This is a genomic window from Rhizobium sp. CNPSo 3670 (genome assembly GCF_057784555.1).
In genome coordinates this window covers 20,488-33,008 of sequence record NZ_JBXSOL010000042.1, presented here as the reverse complement: position 1 = coordinate 33,008, position 12,521 = coordinate 20,488, and the positions used below count along the sequence as shown (strand labels likewise).

Genomic DNA, 12,521 nt, shown 5'->3' with positions numbered 1-12,521 from the left:
GCGGCGTCCCGAAATCGCATTCAAAGCCCTACGGCATTACAGCGCAGCGCGTCTGGAAAGACGCGCTGCGCTGTAATGCCGCCGGCTCAACTTTTATGAACGAGAATATTCACCAGCCGGTCGAAAGGATCGCGCACGTAGAAGCGCCTGACGCCCCAGGGCTCGTCGGCCGGACCGTATTCGATCGGAATGCCGGCGCCAGACATCGCCTCGAAAGCAGCATCGAGATCATCCACCTCGATGGAGAGATCGGGCACCGGAGTCCCGGAACCGCCTTGGCTGGCGACACTGAGCTGAACCTTCATGGAAGTATTCGCGCCGAGCGTGACGATCCAGCCGAGATCCATCATCAGATCGAGCCCGAGAATATCCTGATAGAAGCGTTTGGCGGCCATGAGGTCGGGCGCCTGGATATTGGCAACGATGCGCAGGACTTTCATGCCGCTCTCCTGAGTATCGGGTAAGGACAAGAATTTAGAGGGGATCGGCGGCGCGATCAATCAGTCCCGCCGCCAGACATGTAGTGCCTCTGACGACTCCCCCTGCGCCGCCTTCTGTCTCTACCATTGCCTGGTAGGGGTGGCCGGCGGGATAGAGGGAGCTACGCGGCCTTCCGCTCCCCAAGAAAAACAAAAGGCCGGAAGAGCGCCTGCCCTTCCTGCCTTATCCTGTAACCCGAAGCGCTCAGGCGGCTTCGGTGGTGTGGGCCTTGCGGACTTCCTCGTCCGTCAGGATGCCGCTGGCGCGCAGCAGCGCGGCGAAGCGGCCGTTGCTGTGGCTGAGCTCATCGAAGCCGCCCTGCTCGACGACACGTCCATCATCGAGGAAGAGCACCATATCGGCTTCACGGACCGTCGAGAGGCGGTGGGCGATGATGAAGGTGGTGCGGTTCTGCCGCAGATTGTCGATCGCGGCCTTGACGCGCGCTTCGGTCTCGACGTCGAGCGCCGAGGTCGCTTCATCGAGCACCAGGATCGGCGCATCCTTGAGGATGGCGCGGGCGATCGCAATGCGCTGGCGTTCACCACCGGAGAGCTTGTTGCCGCGTTCGCCGACATGGGTATCGTAACGATCTTCACGGGTCTCGATGAAATCGGCGGCGGCGGCGGCTTCGGCAGCACGGCGCATGTCCTCCTCGCTCGCACCTTCGCGGCCGAGGCGGATATTGTCGCTGATCGAACGATTCAGCAGGCCCGCATCCTGGAAGACGGTAGCGATATGGCGACGGAGCGACTTTCGGGTCACCTTGGTGATATCGGTGCCGTCGACGAGGATCTGGCCGCCCTGCGGGTCGTAGACGCGCTGCAGCAGGTTGACCAGTGTCGTCTTGCCGGCGCCGGTCGGGCCGACGATGGCGACCGTCTGGCCTGCCTTCACCGAGAAGGAGACATTGTGCAGGCCCTGCGAGCTGTTGCCGAAGCCGAAGGAGACGTCGCGGAATTCAACCGCACCCTTGACGTTCTTGATCTCACCATTGCCGGCCGGCTCTTCACGATCGCGCACCGAATCCTCAAGCGTATAGAAATCCTGCAGCTTGGAGCGGGCCTCGAAGATCTGCGTAGCGAACTGACGCATCAGGTCGAGACGGGCAATCAGCAGGTTGGCAAAGCCAATGAAGGCAATGACGTCACCGACGCGCAGCTGGCCGGACTGGACGAGCATCGTGCCGATGATCAGAACCACCATCATTGCGATGGTCGAGGCCATGCGGTTCAGCGCGCTGGCGAGCGCCCACCAGTCGAGCACCGGATATTGCGCTTCGAGCAGGCGGTTGGCGAAGGACTTCAACGCCTTGGTTTCCGCTTCGATGCGGTTGTAGCTATGCAGAACGGAGACGTTGCTGATCGAGTCGCTGACATGCGAGAAGACGGTATGGTAGTGGTTTTCGACCGAAGCCTGGCCATCCTTGGTGCGGCTCATGACCACGCGGCCGATCAGCCAATAGGCGATGCCAAGCACGATCAGCACGGCAGAGAGGCGCAAGTCCATCGATATTGCGGTCGGCACCAGCAGGGCCAGCGCAATAACCGTCGACAGGTGGTTGCGCATGAACTCAAGCCAGAGGCCGAACAGCGTCTCGCAGGCCCGCAGCAGCGTATGCAGCGCGTTGGAGGTGCCGCGCTGATGGTGCCAGGCAAGCGGCATGGAAATGATGCGCCCGAAGGCTTCCGTCAGCAGCGTTGCCCGCCGGCCATGGGCAAGCCGGTCGGCCTCGCGGGATACCAGAACGAAAGCGACAGTATTGAACACGGCGAAACCAGCCCACATGAAGAGGATGGGTTTGACTTCGCCCTTGCCCGATATCGCATCGATGATGCGACCGAACAGGATCGGTTCCGCAATGGTGATGGTCGCCAGAACAATGTTGGCGATAACGACCAGGGATACGCGGAGCTTGTAAGCGCCAAGATAGCGCAGAGCTCTTGCATAGACCTTGAATAGCGACACGTCTAACCTCTTGTGCATCTGCGAAAACGGGAATGGTGGGATGCTACAAAAGGCTACCTGAACCGGCGATTAACGGAGTATTCGGGAATCCGCCCGCCGGGTTGTTAACTTGATCGCGCGATCGCATCTGCGATGAAATTGAAGCTGCCTCAATAGGATAGAACAGAGAGACGTTCTCGGGCTCATAGGATTTTTCGGCAGCGGGGTCTGGCGCCGGAATTCCACCATGATTATATCTCGCAACAATTTGCGCTTGCATTTTAATCAATGTTTAGCGCAGCATTAAATTAGAGACTGCATTTTCTGCAGAAGACCGTTACGCGACCAATCTGAACAGCCGCCAACGGCCTGCGGGCATCTAGTCCGGACAAAGGCGCTATTTGTGAATATTAATTCTTTAATTCAATTGCTTGTAATTCTGGAAGAGTGCCCAGATCCGGACGCCGTCGTCACCGAACTCGAGCAGGCCCTCCACGGTTCCGGTTTCGAATATTACGGTCTGCTGCGACATTTGCAGCAAGGCCCGGCGCAGCAGAATATCGAATTGCGCGCCGCCCCGCTTGCCGGCCGCTGGCCGGAACAATGGCTACAGATATATGCCGCAAAAAAATATGTCCGGATCGATCCGATGGTGCGTTATCTCGCGCATGCGCAACGGCCTTTCCGCTGGCGGGAGAGTATGGCAGCCTTCGACGGTGACGTGCATCAGCGCCGCATGGAGCAGATGATGGTCGATGCCTTCGGCCACGGATTGGAGGACGGCTATCTCTTTCCGATTCACGGGCGCAACGGCATTCTCGGCAGCCTCAGCCTCGGCGGCAAGCCGATCGATCTGTCGCCGGTGGAAATCGCGCTGCTTGAGGCCGTGGCGCGCAAGACCTTCTGGCGATTACTCGACCTGAAAGGCGAGGCCGAGGCGCTGGAAACGGTGCTGCCGACCGAGACGCCGCTGACGCGGCGCGAGATGGAAATCCTCCACTATCTCGCCGAAGGCATGACGTCGATGGAGATCAGCAAAATGCTGAAGATCTCAAACCATACCGTTGACTGGTATATGAACGGTCTGCAGGCCAAGCTGAAGGCAAAGAACAGGCAGCAGGCAGTGGCGCTTGCCTTCCGCCACGGTCTGATAAGCTAGGCTTTTCCTTATCCACTCCGTCGAAATCGCTGCATACTGACGGCCGACATCCGCTGGCATGGCGAGAAAGTGCGTTTCGCAGTCGCAAGAGAAATTGAACTTCCCGTGACAAGAAGTTAAGAATTTTCTTCGCGGGTGCAGCATGCCCGTGTCTGAACGACGGAGGAGACCGTTTTGCCCATATCCAAGATACTCGTTGCCAACCGCTCCGAAATAGCCATTCGCGTGTTCCGCGCGGCCAACGAGCTTGGAATAAAAACGGTGGCGATCTGGGCGGAAGAGGACAAGCTGGCGCTGCACCGCTTCAAGGCGGACGAGAGCTATCAGGTCGGCCGCGGCCCGCATCTTGCCCGCGATCTCGGGCCGATCGAAAGCTATCTGTCGATTGACGAGGTGATCCGCGTCGCCAAGCTTTCCGGTGCCGACGCCATCCATCCGGGCTACGGCCTCTTGTCGGAAAGCCCGGAATTCGTCGATGCCTGCAACAAGGCCGGCATCATCTTCATCGGCCCGAAGGCCGATACGATGCGCCAGCTCGGCAACAAGGTGGCGGCGCGTAATCTGGCGATCTCCGTCGGCGTGCCGGTCGTGCCGGCGACCGAACCGCTGCCGGACGATATGCAGGAAGTCGCCAGAATGGCCGCCGAGATCGGCTATCCCGTCATGCTGAAGGCCTCCTGGGGCGGCGGCGGCCGCGGCATGCGCGTCATCCGTTCCGAGGCCGATCTCGCCAAGGAAGTGACGGAAGCCAAGCGCGAGGCAATGGCCGCCTTCGGCAAGGATGAGGTCTATCTGGAAAAGCTCGTCGAGCGCGCTCGCCACGTCGAAAGCCAGGTCCTCGGCGACACCCACGGCAATGTCGTGCATCTCTTCGAGCGCGACTGTTCCGTTCAGCGCCGCAATCAGAAGGTCGTCGAGCGCGCGCCGGCACCCTATCTTTCGGAAGCCCAGCGCCAGGAACTCGCCGCCTATTCGCTGAAGATCGCAGAGGCGACGAACTATATCGGCGCCGGTACCGTCGAATATCTGATGGATGCCGATACCGGCAAATTCTACTTCATCGAAGTCAATCCGCGCATCCAGGTTGAGCACACGGTGACCGAAGTCGTCACCGGCATCGATATCGTCAAGGCGCAAATCCACATCCTCGACGGCTATGCGATCGGCACGCCGCAATCCGGCGTGCCGAAGCAGGAAGAGATCCGTCTCAACGGTCACGCCCTGCAGTGCCGCGTGACGACGGAAGATCCGGAGCATAATTTCATTCCGGATTACGGCCGCATCACCGCCTATCGCTCGGCCTCCGGCTTCGGTATCCGCCTCGACGGCGGTACCTCCTATTCCGGCGCCATCATCACCCGCTATTACGATCCGCTGCTCGTCAAGGTCACAGCCTGGGCGCCGAACCCGCTGGAAGCCATTTCCCGCATGGACCGGGCGCTGCGCGAATTCCGCATCCGAGGTGTGGCCACCAATCTGACCTTCCTCGAAGCGATCATCGGCCATCCGAAATTCCGCGACAACAGCTACACCACCCGCTTCATCGACACGACGCCGGAACTCTTCCAGCAGGTCAAGCGCCAGGACCGCGCGACGAAACTCCTGACCTATCTCGCCGACGTCACCGTCAACGGCCATCCCGAGGCCAAGGACAGGCCGAAGCCGCAGGAAAACGCCGCCAAGCCGGTGGTGCCCTATGCCAATGGCAACGGGGTGAAGGACGGCACGAAGCAGCTTCTCGACACGCTTGGGCCGAAGAAGTTCGGCGAGTGGATGCGCAATGAGAAGCGGGTGCTTCTGACCGACACGACGATGCGCGACGGCCACCAGTCGCTGCTCGCCACCCGCATGCGCACCTATGACATTGCCCGCATTGCCGGCACCTATGCGCATGCGCTGCCGAACCTGCTCTCGCTCGAATGCTGGGGCGGCGCCACCTTCGACGTCTCGATGCGATTCCTCACGGAAGATCCGTGGGAGCGGTTGGCGCTGATCCGCGAGGGGGCGCCGAACCTGCTCCTGCAGATGCTGCTGCGCGGCGCCAACGGTGTGGGCTACACCAACTATCCCGACAATGTCGTCAAATACTTCGTCCGCCAGGCCGCCAAGGGCGGCATCGATCTCTTCCGCGTCTTCGACTGCCTGAACTGGGTGGAGAATATGCGGGTATCGATGGATGCCATTGCCGAGGAGAACAAGCTCTGCGAAGCGGCGATCTGCTATACTGGCGACATCCTGAATTCGGCGCGGCCGAAATACGACCTGAAGTACTATACCGGCCTTGCCGTCGAGCTCGAAAAGGCCGGCGCCCATATCATCGCTGTGAAGGACATGGCGGGCTTGTTGAAGCCTGCGGCTGCGAAGGTTCTGTTCAAGGCGCTGCGCGAGGTGACCGGTCTGCCGATCCACTTCCACACGCATGATACCTCAGGCATTGCGGCGGCGACCGTTCTTGCCGCGGTCGAAGCCGGCGTCGATGCCGTCGATGCGGCGATGGATGCGCTGTCCGGCAATACCTCGCAGCCCTGTCTCGGCTCGATCGTCGAGGCGCTCTCCGGCTCCGAGCGCGACCCCGGTCTCGATCCGGAATGGATTCGCCGCATCTCCTTCTATTGGGAAGCGGTGCGCAACCAATATGCCGCCTTCGAAAGCGATCTCAAAGGGCCAGCCTCCGAAGTCTATCTCCACGAGATGCCGGGCGGCCAGTTCACCAACCTGAAGGAGCAGGCCCGCTCGCTGGGACTGGAAACCCGCTGGCACCAAGTGGCGCAGGCCTATGCCGACGCCAACCAGATGTTCGGCGACATCGTCAAGGTGACGCCCTCCTCGAAGGTGGTCGGCGACATGGCGCTGATGATGGTCTCCCAGGACCTGACCGTTGCCGATGTCGTCAGCCCCGACCGCGAGGTTTCCTTCCCGGAATCGGTGGTGTCGATGCTGAAGGGCGATCTCGGCCAGCCACCGTCTGGATGGCCGGAAGCGCTGCAGAAGAAGGCATTGAAGGGCGAAAAACCCTATACGGTGCGTCCGGGCTCACTGCTGAAGGAAGCCAATCTCGACGCGGAACGCAAGGTCATCGAGAAGAAGCTGGAGCGCGAGGTCAGCGACTTCGAATTCGCTTCCTATCTGATGTATCCGAAGGTCTTCACCGACTTTGCGCTTGCCTCCGATACCTACGGCCCGGTTTCGGTACTGCCGACGCCCGCCTATTTCTACGGGTTGGCGGACGGCGAGGAACTGTTCGCCGATATCGAGAAGGGCAAGACGCTCGTTATCGTCAACCAGGCGATGAGCGCAACCGACAGTCAGGGCATGGTCACCGTCTTCTTCGAGCTCAACGGCCAGCCGCGCCGCATCAAGGTGCCCGATCGGGCCCATGGGGCGACCGGGGCGGCCGTGCGCCGCAAGGCCGAGGTCGGCAACGCCGCCCATGTCGGCGCGCCGATGCCCGGCGTCATTAGCCGCGTCTTCGCCTCGCCGGGCCAGGCCATCAGCGCCGGCGACGTGCTTGTCTCCATCGAGGCGATGAAGATGGAAACCGCGATCCATGCCGAAAAGGACGGCACCATTGCCGAAGTGCTGGTCAAAGCCGGCGACCAGATCGACGCGAAGGATCTGCTGGTGGTTTACGGCGGATGAGCAAACGGCACGAAAGGTTTCGTCCGCCCGTCCTTGCCAAGTCGGGCTGATCACCCGATTGTGTAGAGCCAGGCTGTTAAAAGGCCGGCTTTTTCGAAAAGCGAATGGCCTCCTCGCCTTGCCCGGCGGGGAGGCTTTTTCGTAGACTTGCCTGCCTGCCTCTCCCAAGATCAATCAGGAAACAATTTCATGAGCAAATTGAAGATCGCTGTCATTGTCGGAAGCACTCGTATTGGCCGTTTCGCCGAACATCCAGCAAAATGGATTGCCGGGCTCGTCGGCCAACGCTCCGATCTGGAAGTCGAGGTTCTCGATCTTCTCGACTATCCCATGCATTTCTTCGGCGAAGAGCGCGCCACCCCGGCGGAAAGCGACACCGCCGAGCGCTGGAAGAAGAAGCTGCGCGAATTTGACGGCTACATATTCACCGTTGCCGAGTACAATCATGCGCCGACGGCGGTTCTGAAGAACGCCATTGACCTCGGCGAATTCATTCAGAAGCCAGTTGCCTTCGTCGGTTACGGCGGCGTTGGCGGTGCACGCGCCGTCGAGCAGCTTCGGCTGATCTTCGTGGAAATGGGCGCCGCTTCGGTGAAAACGGGCGTGCACATCGCTTTCAGCGAATATCTGAGCGTGCTCAAGGAAGGCAAGAGCCTTGGCGATTACCCGCACCTCAACGAGGCGGCCAAGAACCAGCTCGATCAGCTCGTCTGGTGGGGCAATGCGTTGAAGGCGGCGCGTTCGGTCGTCACCTCGGCCTGAGGCAGGCCGCTTAAATCAAAAGCGTCTCACGTGAATCACGATTCACGTGAGACAGTTCAGATGTCGTATGTATGGGCGGCGTTGATCGTCGAGATGAAGCGCTTGGTGCGCTCGCGCTTAGGCGCGCTGAAAATAGCTTTCGCACTGCCGGTTTCGACCACGCTCCCGGCTTCCAGGAAGACGACGTCGTTGGCGATTTTCGAGGCGAGCCGGAGATCATGGGTGGCCATGACCATCGTCGTGCCTTCGCGGGCAAGCTGGCCCAGCACATCGACCACTTCCGCCGAAAGTTCCGGATCGAGCGCCGAGGTCGGCTCATCGCAGAGAAGCACCCGCGGCGACGGCGCGAGTGCCCGGGCGATTGCCACGCGTTGCTGCTGACCACCCGATAAGGTCGAGGGCCAGGCATCGGTTTTGTGCGCCATGCCGACCTTGGTCAGCAGTTCCATGGCGCGTTCGCGCGATTTCGCCTTCGGCCATTTTAGCACCGTGACCAGACCTTCCATGACGTTTTCGATCGCGGTCTGATGCGGGAAGAGCTGGAAGTTCTGGAAGACCATGCCGGTCTGACGGCGGATTTTCTGGATCGCCTGCCATCCCAAGCGTTTGCCGGGCGCGAAGGAAAGCTCTTCCTCACCAAGGCGGATCGCGCCTGATGTCGGGATTTCGAGCAGGTTGATGCAGCGCAGTAGCGTGCTCTTGCCACCACCGGACGGCCCGACGAGCGCGGTGACGCTGCCCTCGGGAATGCGGATGCTGATATCCTTCAGAATGACGGCATCGCCGAAGCGCTTTTCGATGTTGGAAAGCTCGATCATGCGTTTGCCTCCAGCATGCCGCCATAACGCGCGAAACGGCGTTCCAGCCGTACCTGCAGCTGCGAGAGGACGGAGCTGAGGACGAGATAGATCAGCGCCGCCTCGATATAAAGGATCAGCGGCTCGTAAGTGGTGGCGACGATGCGTTGTGCCGCCTGGAAGAGCTCCGGCACGGTGATGGCGGCGGCAAGCGAGGTATCCTTGACCAGCGAGATGAAGGTGTTCGACAGAGGCGGCACGGCGACGCGGCCTGCCTGCGGCAGGATCGTCCGGCTCATCGCCTGGCGCCAGCTCATGCCGATCGAATAGGCTGCTTCCCACTGGCCCTTCGGCACGGAGGAGATGACCGCGCGGATGATTTCGGAGCTGTAGGCGCCGATATTCAGGGTAAAGCCGATCAGGGCGGCAGGAAAGGCGTCGAGCAGGATGCCGATGCTCGGCAAGCCGTAAAAGATCACGAAGAGCTGGACGAGCAGCGGCGTGCCGCGAATGACCCAGACATAGAAGCGGGCAATCGCCGCGACGGGCGTCGGGCCGAAAAGGCGGGCGATCGCCGTGATCAGGCCGAGGATCAGACCAAAGATGAAGGAGAGCAGCGTCAGTGGAATGGTGAAGATCAATCCCGCCCAGAGGAGCGAGGGAAGCGATTCCGCCATCAGTTGGAGCCAGTGCGGCAAGGGATATTCCCTCTCGTCGGTTGAGCAGCAATACTTCGAAATACCCCTCCCCAACCGCTTCCCACAAGGGGCAGGGACTTAATCTGCCTCCCACGCTGCATGAAATGACCACCGAACTGCAAGTCGGGACGTCTATTTTGAGGTGAGGCGGTCTCCCGGCCAAAGCCCCTCCCCCCCCCTGTGGGGAGGGAGGGGAGTTTTTTAGACGAAGCTTACTTCGAGACGTCCTGGCCGAAATATTTGTCGGCGATCTTCTTGTAAGTGCCGTCGGCCTTGATATCGGCGAGCGCCTTGTTGATCGCTTCCAGCAGTTCCGGCTCGTTCTTGCGGATGATGATGCCGGAGTAATCGGCATTTTCCTGCTCGGCGGCGATCTTTACCGGCGCGTCCGGCTTGTGCTTCTTGAAGTCGAGGAAGGAGAGGCTGTCGTTGATCGTCGCATCGGCGCGTTTGGTCAGCACAAGCTGGATCGACTGGTCGAAACCATCGGTGCCCACGAGTTCGGCGCCGGATTCGGTAGCGATCTTGCCGAAGTTGCTGGTCAGCGACTGCGCTGATTTCTTGCCCTTCAGGTCGGCGAAGGTCTTGATGCTGTCGTCGCCGTCGCGGACGATCAGCACGGCCTTGGAAGCGATATAGGGCTCGGAGAAATCATATTTCTGCTTGCGAGCTTCGGTGATGCCGACCTGATTGATGACAGTGTCGTAACGCTTGGCGTCGAGGCCGGCGATGAGGCCGTCCCACTTGCCTTCGACGAACTCGGCCTTGACGCCGAGCTTGGCGGCGATGGCTTCGCCGATCTCCACGTCGAAGCCGACGAGCTTGCCGCTTTCGTCATGATAGGTGAAGGGCGCATAGGTGCCCTCGGTGCCGATCTTGAAGACGCCGGCCGATTTGATGGCGGCGAGGTTTTCGCCCGCATGGGCGGGCAGGAGGGCTGCGGCCTGAATAAGGGCAGCGGCGGCGACGGTTTTCAACCAGTTCATTGTTCTATCCATCCTTGGGAGGTTGCGATCGGATGAGCGATACTTTGCAGAAAACTAGGGCGCCGGAAGCGTAGAAAACTGCGAATAAAAGCGGCAACTGCGAATATTTTTCTCAAGCCGTCTTCTGAAGCATCAATTCCATGGAAACGGGCATCACACCGCGGCCCGGCGGCGCAGCCTTTCGCTGACGATGGTGATCAAACCGGCGCCGAGGATCATCGCCGCGCCGCCGACGACATTCGGCGGTGGGATATCGCCCCAGATCAGATAGCCGAGGATGAAGGACCAGACGAGGGACGTATATTCGAACGGCGCAAGCACGGAGACGGGTGCTTGTCGCATTCCCTCGAAGATGGCGAACTGCGCACAGCCTGCGACTACGCCGGTTGCGGTGAGAAGCGCCAACTGCGTCATGTCGGGTGTCTGCCAAGTGTAAAGAGCGGCAATGCCCGTCATGGCGAGGAAAAAGACGTTCGAGACCGCAAGCTGGACGATGGTCTTTTCGTGCAGCGAGGTCTTGCGCAGCAGCACCATGGCCGCCGCCCAGAGGACCGCCGCCTGTAGCGCCAGATACACGGGCCAGGAAACAGTGAGACCGATCGGGTCGCAGGCGATGAGCACGCCGACGAAACCGACGCCAACGGCCAGCCATCGCGCTGGCATGACGTCCTCTTTCAGAACGAAGCATGCAAGCAAGGTGCCGACGACGGGTGCGGCGTAATAAAGCGTGGTGACTTCGGCCAGTTGCAGGCGGCTTGCGGCGGAGTAGTAGGAAAGCCAGGCGCAAAGGAGAAGGATACTGCGGGCAATCATTGGTCTGATGATCGGCGATGTCATTGTCTGACGGATGAGCCTGACGCGACCATAGGCGACACAACCGAGCAGGATCGTAAGGCTGCGAAAAAACAGGATCTGCCAGACGGGAATGCTTGAAGTCAGGATCTTGATGATCGCATCATGGAACGTGAACGCCATATAGGCCAGGCTCGTGAGCAGAATGCCCAGGCTGACGGAATTTTTCATGGGGACGCACCAGGGGGCAGGATTGCCGGCGGGGATCGGGGATAGTGAATCGATAATCCTGCCTTCTGGGCCGGTCAATAGTTAGTTCGCCCGGTGGTGGCGCTTTGTATCACCGCGTCAGAAAACGTGTGATCGCGCATATTGCCTGCACGGTCGTAAACGGTTATGCACGTTTTCCGTACTTCACGCGCAGATTCGGTAGGAACATGCAGGATTTTCTGTTACGAGAGCGCCAAGGCGTCATTTCCGAACGGCTGCGGCTGAATGGCCGCGTGCTGGCGGCGGAACTTGCGCTCGAATTCGGCGTCTCCGAGGATACGGTGCGGCGCGACCTGCGTGAGATGGCGGCGGCGGGCCTCTGCGAGCGGGTCTATGGGGGCGCGCTGCCGGTTTCGCCGGCGTATGGAAGCCTGACGCAGCGCACGGGATTTGCCGCCGACCGCAAGCAGGCCTTGGCGCGGGCTGCCGCGAAGCAGATCACTGCCGGTTCGTGCGTGTTCTTCGATGCCGGCAGCACCAATCTGGCGATTGCCAACGCCCTGCCTGCCGAACTCGCACTGACGGCTGCGACCAATGCGCCGGTGATTGCCGCAGCGCTGATCGACAAGCCCGCCGTCAACGTCATCCTGATCGGCGGCATGGTGGACCGGCAGACAGGTGGAGCGCTCGGCGCCAAGGCCTTGCGGGATATGGAGCAGATTTCGCCCGATCTCTGCATTCTCGGCGCCTGCGGCATCGATCTCGAGGCCGGCATCACCACCTTCGGATTCGAGGATGCGGAATTCAAGCGGTTTGCAACATCGAGAAGCAAAAGGGTTATGGCGGCGGTAACCTCGGAGAAATTCGGCACGGCTGCGCCCCACAGCATCCTTCCGGTTGCGCATTGCGAATGCCTGGTCGTCGAGCACGATGCCGATCCCGCCATTCTTGCGGGTTATCGCGAGCGCGGCTGCCGGACCGTCATCGCCGAAAAAACGAACTGAGCCGTCGTCACGGAGTTTAGAAAAAACGGGCGCTCCCAAGCCCGATA

At 60.6% G+C, this 12,521-nt stretch carries 10 protein-coding genes; 4 read left to right on the top strand and 6 right to left on the bottom strand.

What is annotated here, in order from left to right:
- Positions 1-86 precede the first annotated feature (86 nt).
- Positions 87-440: a VOC family protein gene (locus AC13QO_RS26940; RefSeq protein ID WP_488542404.1), complete on the bottom strand. Its 354-nt coding sequence runs from the start codon at positions 438-440 to the stop codon at positions 87-89.
- 244 nt (positions 441-684) lie between these two features.
- The gene (locus AC13QO_RS26935; RefSeq protein WP_085779801.1) at positions 685-2,448 is read right to left on the bottom strand and encodes a glucan ABC transporter ATP-binding protein/ permease; all 1,764 of its coding nucleotides are present in this window, start codon (positions 2,446-2,448) and stop codon (positions 685-687) included.
- A gap of 382 nt (positions 2,449-2,830) precedes the next feature.
- On the opposite strand from AC13QO_RS26935, the gene AC13QO_RS26930 reads away from it, so the two are divergent.
- The 3 genes from AC13QO_RS26930 (at position 2,831) to AC13QO_RS26920 (ending at position 7,987) form a co-directional block, all read left to right on the top strand.
- Entirely contained in the window at positions 2,831-3,586 is a 756-nt protein-coding gene (locus AC13QO_RS26930; protein WP_285193187.1) for a LuxR family transcriptional regulator, read from the top strand.
- Between the two features lie 174 nt (positions 3,587-3,760).
- Positions 3,761-7,225, top strand: coding sequence for a pyruvate carboxylase (pyc, locus tag AC13QO_RS26925; protein WP_488542403.1), 3,465 nt, complete (start codon positions 3,761-3,763; stop codon positions 7,223-7,225).
- A gap of 189 nt (positions 7,226-7,414) precedes the next feature.
- Positions 7,415-7,987 (top strand): NADPH-dependent FMN reductase, encoded by a 573-nt coding sequence (locus AC13QO_RS26920; protein ID WP_488542402.1) that lies wholly within the window; start codon positions 7,415-7,417, stop codon positions 7,985-7,987.
- Positions 7,988-8,043: 56 nt separating this feature from the next.
- Here AC13QO_RS26920 and AC13QO_RS26915 read toward each other — a convergent pair whose 3' ends face one another.
- From AC13QO_RS26915 to AC13QO_RS26900, 4 genes are all read right to left on the bottom strand, one after another.
- Positions 8,044-8,805, bottom strand: a complete 762-nt coding sequence (locus AC13QO_RS26915) for an amino acid ABC transporter ATP-binding protein (RefSeq protein ID WP_085779805.1) — start codon at positions 8,803-8,805, stop codon at positions 8,044-8,046.
- Positions 8,802-9,482, bottom strand: a complete 681-nt coding sequence (locus AC13QO_RS26910) for an amino acid ABC transporter permease (protein WP_488542401.1) — start codon at positions 9,480-9,482, stop codon at positions 8,802-8,804. Before AC13QO_RS26910 ends, AC13QO_RS26915 begins: the two co-directional genes overlap by 4 nt.
- A gap of 212 nt (positions 9,483-9,694) precedes the next feature.
- A complete protein-coding gene (locus AC13QO_RS26905; protein WP_183703909.1) occupies positions 9,695-10,468 on the bottom strand; it encodes an amino acid ABC transporter substrate-binding protein in 774 nt (257 codons plus the stop codon).
- Between the two features lie 153 nt (positions 10,469-10,621).
- Complete coding sequence (locus AC13QO_RS26900) at positions 10,622-11,569, bottom strand: DMT family transporter (RefSeq protein ID WP_488542400.1); 948 nt, start codon at positions 11,567-11,569, stop codon at positions 10,622-10,624.
- Between the two features lie 128 nt (positions 11,570-11,697).
- Between AC13QO_RS26900 and AC13QO_RS26895 the strand changes: the two genes are divergently transcribed.
- Positions 11,698-12,474, top strand: coding sequence for a DeoR/GlpR family DNA-binding transcription regulator (locus tag AC13QO_RS26895; RefSeq protein WP_285193193.1), 777 nt, complete (start codon positions 11,698-11,700; stop codon positions 12,472-12,474).
- The last annotated feature ends 47 nt before the right edge of the window (positions 12,475-12,521 follow it).